Annotated in this window: 19 protein-coding genes; 9 read left to right on the plus strand and 10 right to left on the minus strand. The window is 33.9% G+C overall.

Translation table 11 applies throughout. The features are described from left to right. The first annotated feature begins 198 nt into the window (after positions 1–198). Positions 199–1236 (plus strand): YeiH family protein, encoded by a 1038-nt coding sequence (locus SLH52_RS05140; RefSeq protein WP_320208213.1) that lies wholly within the window; start codon positions 199–201, stop codon positions 1234–1236. Positions 1237–1386: 150 nt separating this feature from the next. Here the strand turns inward: SLH52_RS05140 and SLH52_RS05145 are convergent, their stop codons facing one another. The 6 genes from SLH52_RS05145 to SLH52_RS05170 all read right to left on the minus strand — a co-directional run bounded on the left by SLH52_RS05145 (position 1387) and on the right by SLH52_RS05170 (position 9234). Next, positions 1387–2745: a GH1 family beta-glucosidase gene (locus tag SLH52_RS05145; protein WP_320208214.1), complete on the minus strand. Its 1359-nt coding sequence runs from the start codon at positions 2743–2745 to the stop codon at positions 1387–1389. A 703-nt stretch (positions 2746–3448) separates the two neighbouring features. Continuing rightward, on the minus strand, positions 3449–4267 hold the full coding sequence (locus tag SLH52_RS05150; RefSeq protein WP_320208215.1) for a carbohydrate ABC transporter permease: 819 nt from the start codon (positions 4265–4267) through the stop codon (positions 3449–3451). 4 nt (positions 4268–4271) lie between these two features. Continuing rightward, a complete protein-coding gene (locus SLH52_RS05155; RefSeq protein WP_320208216.1) occupies positions 4272–5162 on the minus strand; it encodes a sugar ABC transporter permease in 891 nt (296 codons plus the stop codon). Positions 5163–5257: 95 nt separating this feature from the next. Then, positions 5258–6643 (minus strand): ABC transporter substrate-binding protein, encoded by a 1386-nt coding sequence (locus SLH52_RS05160; RefSeq protein WP_320208217.1) that lies wholly within the window; start codon positions 6641–6643, stop codon positions 5258–5260. A 252-nt stretch (positions 6644–6895) separates the two neighbouring features. After that, complete coding sequence (locus SLH52_RS05165) at positions 6896–8107, minus strand: family 16 glycosylhydrolase (protein WP_320208218.1); 1212 nt, start codon at positions 8105–8107, stop codon at positions 6896–6898. Between the two features lie 101 nt (positions 8108–8208). Next, positions 8209–9234 (minus strand): LacI family DNA-binding transcriptional regulator, encoded by a 1026-nt coding sequence (locus SLH52_RS05170; RefSeq protein ID WP_320208219.1) that lies wholly within the window; start codon positions 9232–9234, stop codon positions 8209–8211. Positions 9235–9909: 675 nt separating this feature from the next. Here SLH52_RS05170 and SLH52_RS05175 point away from each other — a divergent pair. The 6 genes from SLH52_RS05175 (at position 9910) to SLH52_RS05200 (ending at position 14472) form a co-directional block, all read left to right on the plus strand. Next, a complete protein-coding gene (locus SLH52_RS05175; RefSeq protein ID WP_320208220.1) occupies positions 9910–10335 on the plus strand; it encodes a DoxX family protein in 426 nt (141 codons plus the stop codon). A 376-nt stretch (positions 10336–10711) separates the two neighbouring features. Next, positions 10712–11686 carry a sphingomyelin phosphodiesterase gene (sph, locus tag SLH52_RS05180; RefSeq protein WP_320208221.1) on the plus strand — a complete coding sequence of 325 codons (975 nt, stop codon included), beginning with the start codon at positions 10712–10714 and terminating at the stop codon, positions 11684–11686. Between the two features lie 90 nt (positions 11687–11776). Continuing rightward, positions 11777–12421 carry a DsbA family oxidoreductase gene (locus tag SLH52_RS05185; protein ID WP_320208222.1) on the plus strand — a complete coding sequence of 215 codons (645 nt, stop codon included), beginning with the start codon at positions 11777–11779 and terminating at the stop codon, positions 12419–12421. A gap of 274 nt (positions 12422–12695) precedes the next feature. Continuing rightward, positions 12696–12857 carry a hypothetical protein gene (locus SLH52_RS05190; protein ID WP_320208223.1) on the plus strand — a complete coding sequence of 54 codons (162 nt, stop codon included), beginning with the start codon at positions 12696–12698 and terminating at the stop codon, positions 12855–12857. A 183-nt stretch (positions 12858–13040) separates the two neighbouring features. Further along, entirely contained in the window at positions 13041–13517 is a 477-nt protein-coding gene (locus tag SLH52_RS05195) for a dihydrofolate reductase (RefSeq protein WP_320208224.1), read from the plus strand. Positions 13518–13668: 151 nt separating this feature from the next. Next, on the plus strand, positions 13669–14472 hold the full coding sequence (locus SLH52_RS05200; RefSeq protein ID WP_320208225.1) for an alpha/beta hydrolase: 804 nt from the start codon (positions 13669–13671) through the stop codon (positions 14470–14472). Positions 14473–14639: 167 nt separating this feature from the next. Here the strand turns inward: SLH52_RS05200 and SLH52_RS05205 are convergent, their stop codons facing one another. Beyond that, the gene (locus tag SLH52_RS05205; protein WP_320208226.1) at positions 14640–14969 is read right to left on the minus strand and encodes an SCP2 sterol-binding domain-containing protein; all 330 of its coding nucleotides are present in this window, start codon (positions 14967–14969) and stop codon (positions 14640–14642) included. A gap of 233 nt (positions 14970–15202) precedes the next feature. Between SLH52_RS05205 and SLH52_RS05210 the strand changes: the two genes are divergently transcribed. Then, positions 15203–15694, plus strand: a complete 492-nt coding sequence (locus SLH52_RS05210) for an N-acetyltransferase family protein (protein ID WP_320208227.1) — start codon at positions 15203–15205, stop codon at positions 15692–15694. 110 nt (positions 15695–15804) lie between these two features. Here the strand turns inward: SLH52_RS05210 and SLH52_RS05215 are convergent, their stop codons facing one another. Further along, positions 15805–16944, minus strand: a complete 1140-nt coding sequence (locus SLH52_RS05215) for a hypothetical protein (RefSeq protein WP_320208228.1) — start codon at positions 16942–16944, stop codon at positions 15805–15807. Between the two features lie 198 nt (positions 16945–17142). On the opposite strand from SLH52_RS05215, the gene SLH52_RS05220 reads away from it, so the two are divergent. Then, positions 17143–17931 carry a GNAT family N-acetyltransferase gene (locus tag SLH52_RS05220; protein WP_320208229.1) on the plus strand — a complete coding sequence of 263 codons (789 nt, stop codon included), beginning with the start codon at positions 17143–17145 and terminating at the stop codon, positions 17929–17931. Positions 17932–18148: 217 nt separating this feature from the next. On the opposite strand, the gene mgrA is transcribed toward SLH52_RS05220, so the two are convergent. Together mgrA and eis are read right to left on the minus strand one after the other, a co-directional pair. Then, positions 18149–19147 carry an L-glyceraldehyde 3-phosphate reductase gene (gene mgrA / locus SLH52_RS05225; RefSeq protein WP_320208230.1) on the minus strand — a complete coding sequence of 333 codons (999 nt, stop codon included), beginning with the start codon at positions 19145–19147 and terminating at the stop codon, positions 18149–18151. A gap of 334 nt (positions 19148–19481) precedes the next feature. Beyond that, entirely contained in the window at positions 19482–20738 is a 1257-nt protein-coding gene (gene eis, locus SLH52_RS05230) for an enhanced intracellular survival protein Eis (RefSeq protein ID WP_320208231.1), read from the minus strand. Between the last annotated feature and the right edge of the window lie 530 nt (positions 20739–21268).

A 21268-nucleotide genomic window follows, 5' to 3' on the forward strand; every position in this document is an offset into this window, starting at 1 on the left:
TATACAAGATTTTGTAAAACTAAGCAGTTAAAATAATTTATGTAATATCAGCTTTTATCATATGTAGTTAATTCATGTACACACTTGTAGAAGAAGGCTACGCTGTTATTAGAATTTCCTATGATCATCATAATAATATCTCATTTCCCCTTTTCTTTTTATCAACGTAAGATGGGTTTAAGAAATGAGGTGGTCCTTTTGACATTACTGCAAGAAAATCAGCCGCAAATTCACAGAAAATCACGTATAAAGGAAAATAATCGACCATTTTTAATTGGAGTTTTTTTAACATTTATACTTGCAACTGTTGCTAAATTTCTAGCGACTCTACCATATTTAGAAATGGTAGGTGCATTAGTCATAGCACTAATATTAGGGATGATGTGGCGCTTAGTTTTAGGAGTTGAACAAGATTACTCATATGGAATTGAATTTTCTAGCAAAAAACTTCTGCGCTTAGGTATTATACTTCTTGGGATTCGTCTTAATATAAAATCAATTATCGAGATAGGAACAAACGTTCTAACTGGATTAATAACCATTGTTGTTATTACGATTATTGTAATAATGGTGATTAGTAAAAGAGTGAATGTAGATAACAATATTGGATTATTAACTGCTTGTGGGACAGGAATTTGCGGGGCAGCCGCAATTGTAGCAATTGCTCCACAGATGAGGGCAAAAAATGACCAAATTACGATTAGTATTGCTGTAATAGCATTATTAGGAACTTTATTTACACTTATATTTGTACTTATTTCAGCTAAGTTGCCTTTATCAGATATCCAATATGGAATACTGTCTGGTTTATCACTTCATGAGTTAGCACATGTAGTTGCTGCCGCAGATGTTCGTGGTAAATCCGCCACGGATATTGCGGTCATTATTAAGCTTACTCGTGTACTGTTATTGGTTCCAATTGCAATTATCATAGGTCACATGTATCGTATGACTAATAATAATTCGGCAGGAAATAGGCTACCATTTCCTTGGTTTATCATAGGCTTTTTATCTATGAGCATATTAAATACGTTTATTAGAATACCTGTTCAAATAAGTGATTTTCTAGTAGTGGTTGCGTATATTCTTATAGGAACAGCAATGGCAGCCCTCGGTCTTATGATTAATACACAGTCATTCCGTTTGTATGGAATAAAAGCTTTTATTGCAGGTTTGGTTGGTACTATTTTTATGGTTACAATCGCTTATGTCTTTGTCACAATATCATCTATGTAAGTAAAAAGGTATATCATAAAATTCAATGAAGCTACTTTTGGCCCGATCGGTTTGAATGGAATAACCATAAATACACAGCCAACAAAAAAAGCAGAAACATATTGTTAAATCCAATACGTTCCTGCTTTCTATCAGTAATATAATGTTAAGTTATTTTAATACCGGTTGTACGATGGCATTTTCTTTCATAACTTCTGTAAACCATTTAGCACTTTCCTTCGGGATACGCTGTTGTGTTTTATAATCAACATATACCATACCAAAACGTTTTTCATAACCAAATGCCCACTCAAAATTGTCCATAAATGACCATAAATAGTATCCCTTTAAATTTCCACCTTCTTCAATGAAGCGGTGGGATGCTTCAAGATGTGATTGAACATAAGCAATACGGTCCTTATCATCAACTACTCCTGCCACTAACTCATCTTTCATAGCAGCACCATTTTCAGCGATGTAGATTGGTAGCTCAGTATATTCAGACTGCAGACGTTTTAGTAATACATATAATGATTCAGGGTGTACTTCCCATCCCATATCTGTATGCTCACCCTCTTGCGGGATGTGATTTAGCTTTAATAGTTGGTTTTCTTCTCCAGCTGCAACAACTGACCGACTATAAAAATTGACCGCAAGAAAGTCACCTGGGTTATTGATTGTAGCTAAATCATTTTCTTTAATGAAGTCATATTCACCAACTTCACTTTTAAACCATTCAAGCATATCAGTAGGGTACTTACCGTAAAAAATTGGATCCAAGAACCAGCGATTACTATAACCATCTTGTCTTTTTGTTGCTGCAATATCCTCTTCAGAATTAGTTGCAGCGTAAGCAGGCTGAAGATTTAGTACAATCCCTATTTCGCCAGGTAGGTTCATTTCTTTATATTTCTGTACCGCTAAGCCATGTGATAAAAAGATATGGTGGGACGCAATAATCGCCTCTCTCCAATTTTGATGTCCAGGTGCATGGACACCTTCACCATATCCTAAAAATGCTGCACACCACGGCTCATTGTGCGTGAACCACATTGGTACTTCAGTACCAAACTCATTGAATAGAGTAGTAGCATACTCCATATAATAATCAACTATGTTTCTATTAACCCAACCACCTTCATCTTGAAGCCATTGAGGCAAATCCCAATGATAAATAGTTAATGCAGGTTTAATATCGTATTTTTTCAACTCAGCCAATAAGCGTTTATAAAAATCTAAACCAGCTCGATTTACAACTGATTTTTCCGGAAATATTCTAGGCCATGCAACAGAAAATCGGTAATGTTTGATGCCTAAATCTGCGAGTAATTTCACATCTTCTTCAATTTTATGGTAATGATCACATGCGATGTCACCATTTTCTCCATTTACAACCTTACCAGGTACCCTACAAAAGGTATCCCAAATCGATTCTGAACGTCCGTCTATTTCAGTGGCTCCTTCAATTTGATAAGAAGAAGTAGCTGTTCCCCAAACAAAGCCTTTAGGGAATGATTTTTGTGCTAACATTATATTCATCTCCTCTTTCATTAAACGACCTATTGTTGCCATAGAATACAAATCTTTTTAGCAAAAGGTCATCTTGTTGTCTTCACCATCTTATGCAGTTTTCAGTATTCGAAAAAGAGTCTCATAATCTATTACAATTTCCATATTCGTTACAATTATTAACCCTTTACCAGAGCAGCGAAACCGCTTTCGGTTTATAGTATAATTATCGACGGTTTTCATGATAATGTAAAGGGGTTCTATACAATTTTCCATAAAAAAATATTGATATTTCAGCTTTTTCCAATATAACTAAATTTCCGAATTTTTTTCGGAACCATCCTAAAATAGATGCGTTACAATAGTTATCCCCTTATCAAAACAAACTTACCAATTTTGGTTATATGTTTAATTAGAATTGTCTCACCTTTGGAAGGCTAAAGTACCGTTACTCACTTAAGTCGAAGAACTAGCGTGGACAAGCATAATAATTATTTTCATTTACGTAGGGTAATAAAAGATATTAAAACCTGCTATTATTAAGGCTCTTTCCGTAAACTTTGTTGCCATAATTACCAAATTCGAAAGATGGTCATTGTTTTCTATTAGAAAAGATGCCACGAAATCTAGTTGTATAAGTGATTAAATTTTATTATGAAAAACAACTTTCTATGCGAAAACATCCTTTAATATACAAAAAGGTAGGATGCACTCCTACCTCTCGTTATGATTTTACAGCTCCAGACATCGTACCTTCAATAATATATTTTTGAAGGAAGATATACAAGATTAATAGTGGTGCTGCCACAATTAAAATACCACATGATAGCAATGGCCAGTTATTACCATATTGCCCTTGGAAATTTAGTAAACCTGCTGAAATTGACCAAAGTTTACTATCTGATAAGTAGAGGATTGGCCCTAGCAAATCATTCCATGTTCCAATGGCAGTTAATACGATTCCTGTAGCGATAATCGGCTTCATTAATGGCATGATGACCGAAAACATATATCTACCGTAGCCACATCCATCAATACTTGCTGCTTCATCTAATTCCTTACTAATCGATTTAATATAACCAACAAACAGAATGAAAACGACTCCAAATCCTGTTGAACGAATTAAGATATAACCAAGCTGAGTATTATATAGCCCTGTCTCAACCATCAATCTAAACTGAGGAACGAGCGGGTTTGGTAAGAACATTGACATCGTAAAGAAAATATACAATAATCCGCTCCATTTAACATAACCTCTTGCAATTGGAAATGCAGCAAATATGGAAAAGATGATAACGATAACAGTCGAGACACCTGTATACAGTAAGGTATTCCATACGTATGTCGAAAAGGATCCTTGTTGCCATGCATCTAAAAAGTTTTGAAAATTAAAGTTTTCTGCAATTGAGTTCGGACTAATAATAAACTCTGGATTTGTCTTAAAAGCTGTATTTACAACTAAGAGAAGTGGTACAAGATATAGAACTAACATAATAAATACTGTGGAATAACTTAACAATTTAATTGTTTTTGATGTTTTCATAAACTTATCCCACCTCTCTCTTTCGTAAATAATGTTGCGACACAACAACAAATATGAGAACGATTAAAAATTGAATCATCGATAAAGCTGCTGGTAAACCTAATTCTACAGAATCACTTCTGAAGGTTTCATTATAAACATCGAAGCCTATCGTACTCGTATTAAAGTTTCCTCGTGTTAAAACGATAATAATGTCATAAGTTTGAAGTGCTCCAATAATCGATAGTAATATATTAACTGTAAATGCTGGAGCGATCATTGGGAAAGTAATGTTTTTAAATGACTGCCAGCTATTAGCACCATCAATATAGGCTGCTTCATATAGATCCTTTGGAACAGTTTGTAATCCAGCAAGGAAAATGAGCATCGAATAACCCATATACATCCAAATTTGTACAAAGATAATATACTCAAAGGCATGTTCGAAACTTCCGAAGAATGTGTCTGCATAGTCAAATAAGCCGTATAATTTTTGAACTGGTCCATTAATTGGGTTAAACATTAGTTGCCAAATTAGTCCAACAACTGTTACCCCTAACAATACTGGGATAAAAAATACTGATCTAAAGAACTTATCGCCTTTTAACTTTTGATTTAATACTAAAGCCATTAGTAAACCAACTGAATTTTGTACAATTGTTACAACAACTGCGAAATATATTGTTCTCCATATTGCTTCATATCTCTCAGGAGTGTTCGAAGAGAAAAATATTTCCTTATAATTGTCTAGTCCAATAAACGAAAAACTTTGTCCTGGCACGTTAGTAATGTCAGTAAATGAAAAAATCACCGTGAAAACTGAAGGGCCAAATAAAAAAGTAACATATAATAATAAAGGAAGTAGTAGAAAGAGATATGGATAAAGTCTAGACCTCCCTTTTCCAAAAGGGTACATAAATCTCACCTCACGAGCTTCAATAGCTTGTAGTTTTGGGATAACTTAAGGGCCTGATTTCAGGCCCTTAAGTAGCAGTTATATTATAGAAAGGCTTAGTTTTGTTCAGCCGCTTCCCATTCTTGTTGTTGAATTTCCGCTAATTCTTGAGCTGATTTGATTGGTCCACCTGGTGCAATATATTCAACATGAACACCGGCATTATCAAGATGTTCACCTATGTTTGGTCTATTAATGAACAATTGTTCCCAACCAAGTTTGAACTCTTGTAAATATGGAGATATTTCATTAATAAATTCACTATCAGCTACAACATTAGGTTGTACTGGTAGCATTCCTGAAGCATTAATAAATTCTGTGTAATTTTCTGGCTCAGAGAAAAACTCCATCCATTTTATTGCATATTCTTTATTTGGTGCATTTTCTGGAATTAAATAAGTCATATCATATTTTCCTGCTAGACTTTGATTTTTCGCAGGATCATCATTTCCAGGTACTGGGAAATATCCGAAATTCAAATCAGGAAAATCTTTAGTTAATTCTGGCGCTTTCCAAGCACCATCACCCATCATCGCTACTTGACCTGATGTAAATAATGAAGGCAATGTAGCATAATCAATTCCCATAAAGCCTGTGATTGCATAATCCATCATCTTTTGTGCTTTTTCTAATACTTCTAATGCTAAAGGATCAGTAAATTTATTATCACCTGTCCATAAACCTTGAATGAATTCTAATTGATCATCAAAGATTGAAGCTTGTAAACCTTGAACAGTGATTGCTAAAGGCCAAGTGTCTTTTCCACCAAACGCAAGTGGTGTTACACCATTATCTTGTAATGTGTCTAATACGTTTACGAATTCATCCCAAGTTGTTGGAACTTCTAAACCGTGTTCTGCAAAAATATCTTTGTTATAGTATAAACCAGAAAATGCAGTTGTACCTACTGGAACACCATACACTTTACCGTCAAACATACCGCCATTTTCGATATCAGAAGCGTTATAGTGATCTAAGAAAGCTTCACCAGTTAAATCTGCTATTTGCCCAGCTTCAATCCACTCTTGCCAGTTTGGTGTATCTGCTCCTGGTGACCACTCTTGTGGAGACAAGATAAATCCAGATAAGTTAGGGAAAATATCTACGTCTTCAGCAGCTAATCTAGATTGCATTAATTGTCTGTATACATCGTCTGATGCAGTAACTGTGTATTCAATTTCAACCTCAGGATTTTCTTCCATGAATGCTTCGTTAAGTTCTGTAATATAATCATTTACCGCTTTATTCGTCCAACCTAACATTTTTAATGTAACTTTATCTTTGCTCTCTTCTTCCTTACCTTCATTAGATGTTGTTTCATTACTTGTACCCTCGTTAGAGCCATTAGAAGCGCTATCATTTCCAGAACAAGCAGCAACACTAAAAATAAGTGCAATAGCTAAAGTAAACATTGCAAATTTAGAAAACACTTTCTTACTCATGTTTCTCCCCCTCAAATATAATTTGTGTATAAAATACTATGTTTTCTGCTTCCATCACTGAAAGCGGTTTCGTTACAATTTCATTATTACTCAAAAATGCCTACTTGTAAAGTCATTTTTTCAAAAAAAATATAGTAAAATTACCTACTATCAAAAAAAGAACGCTATTTATATATTAAAATAAAGAAAAAAGTCGAAAACGGTTTAGAAATCTTAAGAAGTACATTAGTAGGATCAAAATTGTAATGTAAATCAGTAACGACTTTGTATGTTTCTATCAACTTGTCTATACTCTCCATCCAATTGATACACTCGTATGTAATCTATTAGAAATTGTTGCGGAAACAAAGTTGTTTCATCTGGGCTACCTGGCCAGTTCCCACCTACAGCTAAATTAAGCTGTATATAAAAATCACGATTAAATGGTGCCGGATAGTTAAAATCTGCATTTGCATCTTGCAATTTAGAAAACCACTTCTTTTGTTTTAAATATAAAATGCCATCAACATACCAACGTATTTCACCTGGTTCCCATACAATGGAGAAAACATGAAAATCATCAGAAAATTTTTCCTCATTCGGCAATGTAAAAAAACCCCCAGTATGCGTCCAAGGTACACCGTAATGAATTGTTCCGTGCACAGTTCCTGGTTTATGACCCAACAGCTCCATAATATCAATCTCACCGGATGAAGGCCATTTCCCATACAATTCATAATCGGTTGGCATCATCCAAATGGCAGGCCAAATCCCTTGTCCTTCTGGCAATTTCGCACGAATTTCAAATTTGCCATATGTCCAGTCACCTTTACCTTCAGTTGTTAGTTTGGCTGAAGTATACTCCCTATGTTCATAGTTTTCCATATGGGCTTCAATAACTAAATTACCCTCCCCATCTAAACGTGCGTTCTTTTGCCTTGATGTGTAAAACTGTAGTTCATTATTACCAAATCCATTCCCAGCTTCAACGTGATTCCATTTACTGACATCTACGTCTTCACCATCAAACTCATCAGCCCATACTAAATCCCACTTTTCAGGAGAGATTTGGTCTTTATTTAGCTGAACTAATGCGGCTTTCACGACTTGATTCCTTTCATTTGCTTCATATACAGCTATGTATTTATTAATGCTGGCATCCACACCTGAAATATCGTCACCAGATTGGTATGGATTAATGGACATTTTCCCAGTCGGAACGAACTCCCCTTCACTTCGTTCTAACACTTTGTCCTGTGAAATGAGTACAACCAAATGGTTACCTTTCTCAGGATTAACAATCACTTTCGTTGAGCCATGTGTAGAGCCAGCTTCAACTGCTATCATTAAGTTATTTATATTCATGCCTTTAGCGTACCCATTGTCCAAGTTCATTAACTCCCCTCCACCGCTCAATAAATCTTTTATATAAACGAAACTTATAATGATAAACATAATAATTGCAATGAATGATATTTTTTTCATAAAAGTCCTTCTCTCGTTCATATAGCTTTCTTAAGTGGCTAGATAGAGCTTAAATTATTTTAAATTCACATGAAACTGATCAAAGAAAAGCAGAACATCAATTAATGTTCTGCCAAATGAGAGCCACAAGATTTCCGAATGACAAGTTCTGGTTCGACCATTAAGTTAGTTGATTGGACATGATCTTCTATTAAATCTACTAGCATATAGGCAGCTAATTTACCTATCTTATTCTTGTCTTGCTTAATAGATGTTAATGGAGGCTCAGTGTATTTACATGCATCGATATCATCGCACCCAACAATCGCAATATCTTCTGGCACACGTAACCCTCTTTCTTTAACAGCTCTTAGTGCTCCAAATGCCATCAAATCAGAAGCCGCAAATATTGCTCTAGGTAATGTTTGCGCTTGTAACATCTTCAGCATACATTGGTAGCCACTTTCCTCAAAATAATCTCCGTAGGTAACCCAGTCTTCATTTTCAACTAACCCAAAGTCAGCCATCTTTTTCTTAAATCCTTCCAAACGATAAGTTGTGACAGGAGAATTTTTAATTCCACCTATGAAACCTATATCTCTATACCCCAATAAATAAAAGTGCTCTACTACCTTTTTTCCTACTTTTACATTGTTGCTCATAATATAAGAAGAACGTTTGCCATCTAATTGCAAATCAACACCAATACATGGTATCTCACTTTTAACTAAATCAAGTATAGAGGATTGTATTTCTTCTCCACTAATCACAATGCAACCATCTACTTGATAGTGACGACATCTTTCTAAATAATTTTCGTTACCACCATTAAATTTTTCATTAGAAAAAAATAGTAAATCATATCCTAATGATCCAATAGACTTTTTAAAGGAGTTCATGACCTCAATAAAGAATGGATGATTAAAATCAGCATTAACGTTACCTGCGTAAATGACTCCGATAATGTTAGACGTTTGCATTGCAAGAGATCTAGCCGAATAAGATGGACGATAACCCGTTTGTTCCATAATATCAAGCACTTTTTGTCGTGTCTCTTCACCTACATCCTTATAATTGTTAATAATTTTCGATACAGTTGCTGGTGAGACACCTGCCATTTTTGCAATATCTTTAATAGTTACTTTCATAGCCAGTTCCCTTTTCTAATATGATTGTCAGTAATACTGACATAAATAAAATCTAGGAGAAAACGTCAAAATGTTAATAAAAAGTGTAGTCTAATAAAGAAGGCTCTTTTCGTAAACTTGCTATAGTTCCCAAAATGGCAAATAAAGATGTCGTTTTACTCAACAGTCATCGTATTATAGAAGAAAGACGTACTAAATTACTTTGTATACGTGTAAACAACAACCTATACGAGAACAGCCAATAAGAATAATCAACATATTTGATATTAGACTATTTTATACCTTTGTTCATTTTTTTAGTTACCATCCTCCTCCGAATAGTTTCGTAAATTATATAGTATTTATAAGAATATTAAGCGTTTCCATAGTTTAAGATTAACAGTTTTTTAAAATTTGTAAAGGCTTTTTTAGCTACTAATCTAGGCTTTTCCCTCAACTGTTCATCTTAATTTTACGAAACAAATTCACGAATTCTTTTCGTTTTTTTATTACTTCGTTGTTGTTATTCCAAGACTTGAATAAAAATCATTTCTAGTTGTTACATCAGCTTTATTCTAAATGATGAAAATGATTTTTAAGCATGTCCCATTGTCATAATCAATTATCAGCAAAATATAATGTAGCGTAGGCTTATCTCTCTTATTTGACTATAAAATTTAGGAATGGAGGATTACCGTGACAAACAAACATGAGTTAGGTGCAATCATTTTACGGATCGTTTTAGGTATTACTTTTTTTATTCATGGGCTTGACAAGTTTCAAACAGGAATTGATCAGGTTTCAACTTGGTTTGACGGTATGGGGATAGCTGGTTTTTTTGCTTATGTTGTAGCATTAGTTGAAGTAATCGGGGGTGCTGCACTCATATTGGGCTTAGGAACAAGAATTGCAGGCAGTCTCCTATGCATTATTATGATTGTAGCAATTTTTAAAGTAAAACTCGATGTTGGTTTTACGGGTAATGGATCTATGGCTGGCTATGAATTAGACCTTGCGTTGCTAGCTATGGCATTATATTTAGCAATTAATGGAAGTAAACAATGGTCACTAGATGGCTGGTTTAGTTCATTGAAAGAATCAAAAGTAAATAACCCTTCATAGTAGATATTATTTGAAACTCAAATTTTATTGTACTAAAAAATTTTAGACGGATAACAGATATGTTATGCCGTCTCTTTATTTTGTGTATATTTCCCTACTATCTGTTAGACACATAGAAAACAAAAAAATTTCATCAACTTGCTATCTAACTATTCTAATGAGTTTACGTATACGCAAACAAACATAATAGTAGGCTTTTTTCCTAAACCTTGTTGCCGTCGTTCAATAACTAAAAGTTAAAGAAGTCGTACAGTCATCGATTTATAAAAGAAAAGGTGTACAGAAATTTAGTTGTGTTCGTGTTTATTTATTAGTACGTAAAACAACTACAACTATCTATAAAAAACAGCATATTAAAAAACTGGAGGCTAGACAATTGAAAAAGTATATCACACTGTTATTTTGCGCTATGTTAGTTGGAATGACGATCAATTTTCATCAATCATACGCTTCAAATCATTATCCAAATGATTTTAAATTGTTACAACATAATGTTTTTCTTATGCCTACTTATGCTTCCAGCTGGGGACAAAAAGATCGTGCGACTTTTATTAGTGAGGCAGACTACATAAAAGATCAGGATGCAATCATATTTAATGAGCTATATGATAATAACTCTTCGAAAATATTACTTAATAACATAGCGGAAGAGTACCCGTTTCAAACTCCTGTTTTAGGAAGGAGTAAAGATGGTTGGGATGAAACACTAGGTAATTACTCGAATATAGTTCCTGAAGATGGGGGTGTAGCAATTATTTCTAAATGGCCAATTCTTGAGCAAGTTCAATATGTATTTGAAGAAGGCTGTGGTGTAGATTATTTAGCTAACAAAGGATTTGTTTATGTGAAGGTTGAAAAAGAAGACGATTATTATCATATTATAGGTACTCATGCCCAAGCTGATGATACCGGCTGTGGCACTGATGAGGCAAATAGAATTCGAAAAACACAGTTCCAAGAAATAGCAGAATTTATTGCAGATAAGGACATTCCCTTAGATGAAGTACTGTTTATCGGCGGTGATTTTAATGTAAACCGGTATAATGTTGATGAGTATCAATCTTTGATTAATACTTTAAATGTCAACGAACCTACACAATTTACTGGACATAGCTCAACATTTGATCCGGAAACAAATGAAATCGTTGCCTATAAATTTCCTGATGGGGAGCCAAGGTATTTAGACTATATATTCACAGAAAAAAATCATAAACAACCTGATTTTTGGACTAATGAAGTGCTTAATGTTAAATCACCAACATGGACTGCAATTATAAATAAGTACAATGAATTTTCTGATCACTACCCCGTATATGGATATTCTAATATTGAAGAAAACTCTCAACAATAGTTAACATGTATATCGTTAGCATATTTAAAGCCTTCATTGTATACTTACTAAGACATTATATGTAAAAAAATTATAAATGAAGGTGAAAAAATGACTGTAAAGATGAAAGTATATTCAGATTTTGTTTGTCCGTTTTGTTTCTTAGCAAAAAAACCACTTTTAGAAGCAACGAGTGGCAAAGATGTTGAAATCGAATGGATGCCATATGAACTGCGTCCAGGAAATAGCGAACCACTTAGACCAGAAAGCAATTATATTCAAACAGGATGGCAACATTCAGTAAAGCCTCTCTCTGACCGTATCGGTGTAGAAATGGTCTTACCCGAAATGTCTCCACACCCTCGAACTCATTTAACACACGAAGGCTTGCAGTTTGCAAAAGAAAGAGGTAAGGGAAATGAGTATGCTGACGCAGTATTCCGTGCCTTTTGGCAACTTGAACAAGATATAGGTGATGTTGAAATATTAACTTCAATTGCTGAAAATATTGGTCTTGATGCAAATGAATTTAAAGAATCACTCGTTTCAAGAAAATATGAGCAAGTTCATCAAAAGCAACTTCAGCACGCTTATAGAGAAGCGAATATCCATGCAGTACCAACAATCCAAATAGGAGATCAGCAGCTATCAGGTGTGCAATCATCAGAATCAATTGAACGTGCTATTAATAAACAATTAGCAACTGCTAAAACAGCTTCAACTGGGATGAATTGTAGTGTAGATGGATGTGAATAGGTAGTCATCTACAGTAGCTCATATAAAGCCGGACTAATAATACCTACTTAAGATATTATTGGGCTCGGCTGTTTTTGCGTTGAACAGTGTTTTGCTACTAATAAAATTAAAGCATGTACATATAGTTTCTTTTCTGTTGGTTAGCAATAACGTTTAATCATATATGTACCATAAAAGAAAGGTTAGGGTTGCTATAAGGTTATCCTCCTTCTGCTCCCAATGTTATGTTGATAAAAATAACTCCGGTTTCTATAAGATTACTTATTATGGATTGGTGATTTCTACATTCCTAGCAATGGTTGCTGAAAATATCGTTTGGTTAAATAACAGATATGAATTCCAAACAGGAATATTTGTAGAAAATGAAGATGGTAGTAAAGGGTTGGAAAACAAAAATAATGATTTCGATGTACTTCAAGATTTGAATGATTTGTAATTCCAACCCGCTTCAGTTAACAAACTAAGTTAGAGTTTTTCTTTCTCAAAAGGAAGATCTAGGTAGAAGCTGAATTTTTTTGTAATTTTTTTCAATTCGTCAAATAGTCTATCCTTTGCTAGAATAATAGTAATTTGACAAGTAGGCGATTGGACTCTTGGAATTTAGAAAGGGTGTTCATAAGTGAGTTTTTCATTTATTGTCGCTGTAAGTAAAAACGGAGTAATTGGTGTAGATAACAAACTCCCTTGGAATCTATCAAATGACTTAAAATATTTTAAGAGCAAAACTACAGGCAAAAACGTAATTATGGGTAGGAAAACATTTGATTCGATTGGGAAACCTCTTCCAAACAGGGAGAATTATATTTTAACAAGAGAAAGAAATTATCAACAAGAAGGATGTCATGTCTATCATTCTATTGATGAGATCATGAAGTATTTACCTGTTGATAAAGAAAATATTGTTATCGGCGGTGGTGAAGTATATAAATTATTTAGCCCTTATGTTGATAAAATATATTTAACTAAAGTGGATTTAGTTATAGAAGGCGATGCATTTTTTGAAGTCCCTAAAGGGTTCATAGTTACCGAAGAAGAAAAACATTATGATGAAAACCAGGGAATCCATTATTCCTTTGTAACAATGGAAAAAGTATAAGGATTGCTTTGTTAAATTCGTAATGACTCGTATACTCAAATTTCATAAGAAAGTGGAAGAACCACAAAACAAACAGTACATTGGGGTGTACTGTAGCTTGTGGTTTTTTATTTTCCATTAAACTGTATTTTGTGAAAGGTGTTGTTGGATAATGCTTTATTCTAAGAGATTTAAATTAAGCGACGCTCATGATTGGGTGGTTTTTATTCATGGTGCGGGAGGAAGTTCAACAGTATGGTATAAACAGTTAAAAGCATTTAAGGAGCACTTTAATGTATTACTAATAGATTTAAGGGGACACGGAAAGTCAAAAGATAGAGGGATTTTGAAAAGAAATTACTCTTTTTCCGATGTAAGTTTAGATATTATTGAGGTATTAAATGACTTAAACATTAAAGATGCACATTTTGTGGGTATATCATTAGGGTCGATATTAATTAGAAATATTGCAGAAATTGAGCCCAATAGAGTTAAAACTATGATTTTGGGTGGTGCTGTTATACGGTTAAACACCCGTGTAAAAACCTTAATGTTCTTGGGGAATGTAGGGAAAAAAGTTGTTCCTTATATGTGGTTATATAAATTATTTGCTTGGTGTTTAATGCCTAAAAAAAGACATAAGGAATCTCGGTTGCTTTTTGTTAATCAAGCAAAGAAGCTATGTCAAAAAGAATTTGTTAAGTGGTTTAAGTTAACGAAGGATGTAGTTCCATTGTTGGTGCAGTTTGAAGAAAATGAGTTGGATATTCCTACCTTGTATATCATGGGACAAGAAGATTATATGTTCTTACTTCCAGTAGAGGAAGTAGTGAAGAAGAGCAATCATGCGCAGCTTGAAATTATCGAGGATAGTGGTCATGTTGTGAACGTTGATCAACCAGATAAATTTAATGTAATGTCAATTAGATTCTTGAATACTCTAAAAGGTGATAATAGATATGTCGCAAGTAGATAAATGGATTCTTTTATTGGGAAGTAGTATGCCATTTTTATAAAAAATTTTGATCAAAGGTGTTTATAAAAGATGTTCTTCATACAACAGTAAAAACTTGTGGAAACAGGAAAAGCAATCAAAAAGAGTAACACCTCATTACAATGTAAATGAAGGCGTTACTCTTGTTATTATTGATATTTTTGTAGAATTGACTGTAGTTTTAATGCAAGAGATAAATCTCCCTTGATTTTTAGTTGGCCCATCATGAAAGCTGATGTTGCATTCAATTTACCGTGTATTAGCTTTACTAGATTTTCTCCAGATAACTGAATTGTACAAGATGGATCTTCAGCTTCACCTTCATTGTATGATAGCTCTCCATTTGAAAATGCTACTTGATACGCCCCTTCATCTTCGCCAGATACTTGAAATTGATAAACATAATCAAGCCCTTCAATGTGTTCAGGATTTTCATTAATTTTGTCAGAAAGATTTTTCAACTCTTCTTTTACAGCCATATATTCCACCCCTTTATTAAAATACCAATATAAATACTGGTAATTTCATTGTAAATGAATACTCATTCATTTACAATGAAATTTGATTATTTCGAATTATTTTCCTAATAAAATTTTGTTGTTTCTTTTTGCACACTCATTATCATCTTGAAAAAATCCAATAATCATCATAATATAGCAATATATTACGTACTATATACACATTCTTGTAATTTTATAATAAGGAGTAGACGATGGTTATTATTAGAGATGCACACCAAGACGACCTTTTGAGTATATTAAAGATTTACAATCAAGCAATTATAAATACAACTGCAACTTTTGATTTAACAGAGGAGACACTCGAACAAAGACAACAATGGTTTTCTAAATATGGAAGTGATTATCCTCTAATTGTAGCTACGATTGAAAATAAGGTTGTTGGTTATTGTTGCCTATCAGCATTTAGAGAAAAAGCAGCTTACGCTAAAACGGTTGAATTATCAGTATATGTAGATGAAAATACGCGAGGACATGGAGTGGCCACAAAGTTAGTAAATGAAATTTTACAAAGAGCTAAACAAATGGGTTTTCATGTTATCATTTCTGGTATCACAAAAGGAAATGATAATAGCATTAAGCTTCATGAAAAATTCGGCTTTGAATTTATTGGCTCCTTTAAAGAAGTTGGTTACAAGTTTGACAGTTGGCAAGATGTATTATTTTATCAATTAATAATTGACTGAACACCTCACACTATTAGACCTTCACACTTGATTGGAGTGGATGTCAGTTAAGCTGATTTGAGCAACATAGAAAAAACCGCCATTAAAACACAATGGCGGTTTTTCACCACTTAATTTCCAGAGCTTTGACGTGCTTCCTTCAGTAATTCTTTGATTTCCTCAACTGTTTTACCTTCTGTATCAATACCTAATTCTTCTGCTCGTTGAATTATTCTTTGCTGGCGTTGTTCTTTTAGTAACCCTTGGATTTCTTCTAGTGATTTTCCTTCTACGTCAATTCCTAGCTGCTCAGCTTTTTCTAATAACTTTGCCTCTTTTTCTTCATCACTAAGCTCATTCCATTTTTCTTGGAACTTTTCTTTATTCATCCTTTTACCTTTATGGTGTGGAGCTTGTTCCTTCACTAATTCTATTACTTCATCCACAGTTTTACCTTCTGTATCAATACCTAATTCTTCTGCTCGTTCGAACAGCTTTTGTTCACGTTGTTCCTTCAACAAGTCTTGAATTTCTTCTAATGTTTTGCCTTCTACGTCAATTCCTAGCTGCCCTGCTCGCTCTGTTAGCTTTGCCATTTTTTCTTCATCACTAAGCTCATTCCATTTTTCTTGAAGCTTTTCTTTGTTCATTCTTTTACCTTTATGAGGTGGAGCTTGTTCCTTCACTAATTCTATTACTTCATCCACAGTTTTACCTTCTGTATCAATACCTAATTCTTCTGCTCGTTCGAACAGCTTTTGTTCACGTTGTTCCTTCAACAAGTCTTGGATTTCTTCTAATGTTTTGCCTTCTACATCAATTCCTAGCTGCTCTGCTCGCTCTGTTAGCTTTGCCATTTTTTCTTCATCACTAAGCTCATTCCATTTTTCTTGGAACTTTTCTTTGTTCATTCTTTTCCCTTTATGGTGTGGAGCTTGCTCCTTCACTAATTCCAATACTTCATCTACAGTTTTGCCTTCTGTATCAATACCTAATTCTTCTGCTCGTTCGAACAGTTGTTGTTCACGTTGTTCCTTCAATAAGTCTTGGATTTCTTCTAATGTTTTGCCTTCTACGTCAATCCCTTGCTGCTCTGCTCGCTCTGTTAGCTTTGCTAATTTCTCTTCATCACTAAGCTCATTCCATTTTTCTTGAAAATGATCTTTATTAAAGTATTTTACGTTACTATCATATTTTGCAAAAACACTAGTAGCGCTCACTCCTCCCAATGTTATTGCTCCAGCTAAGGCTAACAAACCAATTTTTTTCATTTTTAACATTCCTCCTTCAATTGTTGGACAATTTATTTGTCACATGTTTACTATAAGCTGTCTTTGTGTCAATCATATGTCAAGGCAAATTAAACATCATTTTCTTATGGTGGCCATTGTTTGGGTATAAAAACCATGCTAGTATATTCATAATTATTATTCGTTGTTTACCAAATTTTATTATTGAGGAGAAGAACAATGATTCGAAAATTGAAGTCTAATGACCACAAACAAGTATTTTCTTTTCTAAAAGAGGAAGCTTCTTTTAACTTATTTCTTATCGGGGATATCGAAGCTTTCGGGTACGAACAAGACTTCCAAGATATTTGGGGAGAATTCGATGAAACCAATCAACTAATCGCTGTTTTACTTCGTTATTACCAATACTATATTCCCTATGCCAAACATGAGTTTGATGTAGAGGGTTTTGTTCAAATTATTAAGAAACATAATAATGTACAATCTCTATCAGGTAAGTCTGAAGTCACATGTCAGTTTGAAAATATTGAGGGCTTAAAGCTAGGAAAAAAACAAAATATGTTTTTTTGTGAATGTGTAACAGATGATCAGCTAGGAGAACTTCATTTTCAATCAGAAATTTCTCTTGCAACAATTGAAGATGCCGATGGGATCATTGCATTAAGGAGTGATATTGAAGAATTTGTAACGCCATCAAATGCAAAAGAAATGCTTGTAAAAACAATGGAATCAGGTACGGGTCGCACATATGTACTGAAAAAGAACGGTCAAATGATTGCCTCTGCATCAACTACGGCAGAAAATTCGATATCAGCAATGATCGTTGGTGTTTGTACTCATAAAGACTACCGAAATAGAGGCTATGCTACTGAAGTGATGAAAGTGTTATGTAAAGACTTATTAAAAGAAGGAAAAGCACTTTGTCTTTTTTACGATAACCCAAGTGCAGGACGGATTTATAAAAAGCTTGGCTTTGTTGACATCGGGAAATGGACAATGTACAGATAATCAGAAGGTATTTCTCCAAAACATAAATGAAAGGGTTCTAACCCGCTAATTGATGGTTAGAACCCTTTTTCATGTGCTCTTCTGTTCAAAATTCAGGTTTTACTGTCCAAACTTCTTCGGTTACTGTCCAAACTTCTTCACTTACTATCCAAACTTCTTCACTTACTATCCAAACTTCTTCGGTTACTGTCCAAACTTCTTCATTTACTGTCCAAACTTAGCTATTTTGTTGTAAAATAGCTTCAATTTCAGTTAATTCTTCTTCACTAAATGAAAGATGGTTAAGTGCTTTAACATTATCTTCGATTTGAGCTACTCGACTGGCACCAATCAGTGCGGAAGTCACTCGCTCATCACGTAAAGCCCAAGAAATTGCAAGTTGCGCTAAACTTTGCCCACGATTTTTGGCAATATTATTAAGTTGGACCACCATATTAACTCTTTTATCATTAATATCTTGTTCATTTAAAAATACACTTTCACTAGCAGCACGAGAATCACTAGGAATACCTTGCAAATACCTGTCAGTTAAGACACCCTGTGCCAATGGTTGGAAGATGATCGTTCCAATACCAGCTCTTTCATTAACATCTAACAACCCATGTTCAACCCAACGATTCAACATTGAATATGCTGGTTGATGAAGAACAATTGGTGTTTTTAAATCCTTCAGTACCTCAAGTGCTTGAGATGTTTGGAGGGCATCATAATTGGATAACCCTACATACAATGCTTTTCCTTGTCGAACAATTGAATCAAGAGCCATCATCGTCTCTTCAATAGAAGTTTCAGGATCTGGACGATGTGAATAAAAGACATCTACGTAGTCTACCCCTAGTCTTTTTAAGCTTTGATCCAGGCTAGCAATTAAATATTTTCTTGATCCAAAATCACCATAAGGGCCTGGCCACATACCGTAACCTGCCTTAGTTGAAATAATTAATTCATCTCTATAATCCTTTAATTCCGTCTGCAAAATTTTACCTAGTGTTTCTTCAGCACTCCCTGCTGGGGGACCGTAGTTGTTAGCAAGATCAAAGTGAGTAATTCCTAAATCAAATGCTCGTGTAACCATCGCTTTAGCATTATCATAATCATCAACTCCACCAAAATTATGCCATAACCCTAGGGAAACAGCAGGTAACTTCAAACCGGTCTTGCCACACCTGCGATAAATCATCGTATCGTATCTGTTTTCATTTGCTTTATAATTCATCTTATCCTGCTACACAAAACAAGCTTTTCGATTCATGGATAAGTGCTAAGACAAATGCCATTGATATTAAATGGATGAGTAGCTCATTTATTTCGTGACACTTAATTCCATGAAATATTGAATGCTTTTATTGTTATAGCAGTCTTTCACCTGCCCTTTTAGTATCATATTTTAAATCTACTTTCAGTGTCATTATTGAAGTTTATGTATAACGAAAACGCTTTCGAATACATTATACGTTCTTTTTTTCACATACGTCAATGAAAGTATTTCCCTACAAAAAACAGGCTGACCTCATACTGGCTAGCCTGTAACAATATATAATGAATATTAGCTAAAATTTTGTTATACACATTGGTTTTTGATCTGTAGCAAAAATTCTATTAACCGTTTCTACATAAGTTGAATCAGATATGCTCACTAATCCATAGCTAAGTAGTTGCTTAAAAGGAATAGAACCAACAAGCATTGATGTAAATTCTGAAACATGTAATGATATTTCTACGTCATACTCACTTTCTTCCATCACTTTTACTTTGCCGTCTTCAAAATATAAGTTAACACTACCTTCATTTTCTTTAAGGAAGTCGTCATTAATAGTTATCTTCAATTTACAATTCGCATTATTAAAATTATGGCTACTTAACTGTTGGAATATAGCCTTCGTATTAATTACTCTATACATTATGCCTACACCTTGGACATTGCTTTCATGATACACATGAGGCATGATATGATTCGTACCGTTCCGAACGTCTTTTAGTAAGTAATGGAAATATTCATCTTGAGTATGAACAATGACTTCATTGACTTGATCCATTTGGCTATTTAGAAAGGTTAAGAGCTCTTGAAGAACTTCTGTGTTTTCATATATAATTTCTTCAATAATTAAATTATTTAGTAGAAAGTTGTTCTTGTCTATTTTGTTAAATGTAAAAACAAGATAACCTCTAATTGATCCTTCTTCTTTATACCCAATAATGCTATTTCCTTCTTTTTTAAATATACTAGCTGCGTCATTGTAATTTTTCTGTATCATGCCGTGAGTCATTTTCGCGACTCTATTATAGCAGTCTAGTAACTCGGTAGTTTCAGAGGCATCAACAAATTGGAGATGCTTCTTCGACCTTCCTTTCGGAAAGCTATGGGGTTGAATTCGATATTGATTCGTTTTTGTACCATATCCAAAACCCATTTTTTTATAAAAATCTGGACGAAACGGATATAGAACTGCAAGTGGAAAGCCTTTTTCTCTAAAGTGTTGTAATGAAAAGGATATTAAATCCTTACCTATTTTTTCTTTTTTATGTAATAGATCAACGGCAACTGAGCCAATTCCACCTGCGTTTATTTGAGACGAAAATAGCGTCAGCTTGTAATCATATAATCTCATGCCACCTACAGCTCTTTGATCTTTAAATGCACCATAAAATACTTTTGAAGATTCAATACTCTGCAACTCTATAAATTTTTCTTCTAATTGCTTTATTTTGTTTACAGAAGAATCATAAAACCCCGGATACGCATTAACTGAAATTTTTGCAAAATCTCTAAAATCGACATCTATCATCTTTTTAATTTCAATCACCATACTTCCACCCCTTACAATATATTATTGGTACATGTGATCTTCTGAAAATGCTCCTTTTTCACCTGCTTTCTTAATGACTCTTATCGAACAATTTATTACTTTCACTTACAAACAGATGACAAGAAGAGAGTTATATTAGTCTATGATTTTTTTAGTGTAGAAAAGGTACTACCTTCGCTAGTTGGTATGTTTATTTATCGTACGAAAAACTACAATCCATGTGATAATAAACAAAGAAAAAAAGATACCTCGTAAGCTACGAGTTTAGTTCATACGAAAAAGTAACAGTTAATTCGAAAGCAGCCTTTTCTAATTTCTATTAAATAATTGAGTTCTTTATACATAGTGGGATTATTTAACTATTTTATCATACGTCCCATAATTACTGCATTTAGAAAAGCTATTTCATCGATAGTTATATCCTGTTTCCTAGCTTTTTTATGCCATTTATCACTTGTCAAAATTCCCTTTTTATAGGAAATCTCATACGTTTTTGCAAGTTCCTCATATTGCCATTTTTGTAGTTTCAT

This window comes from Cytobacillus sp. IB215665, from assembly GCF_033963835.1.
In the GTDB taxonomy this organism is placed as follows: Bacteria; Bacillota; Bacilli; order Bacillales; family SM2101; genus Nanhaiella.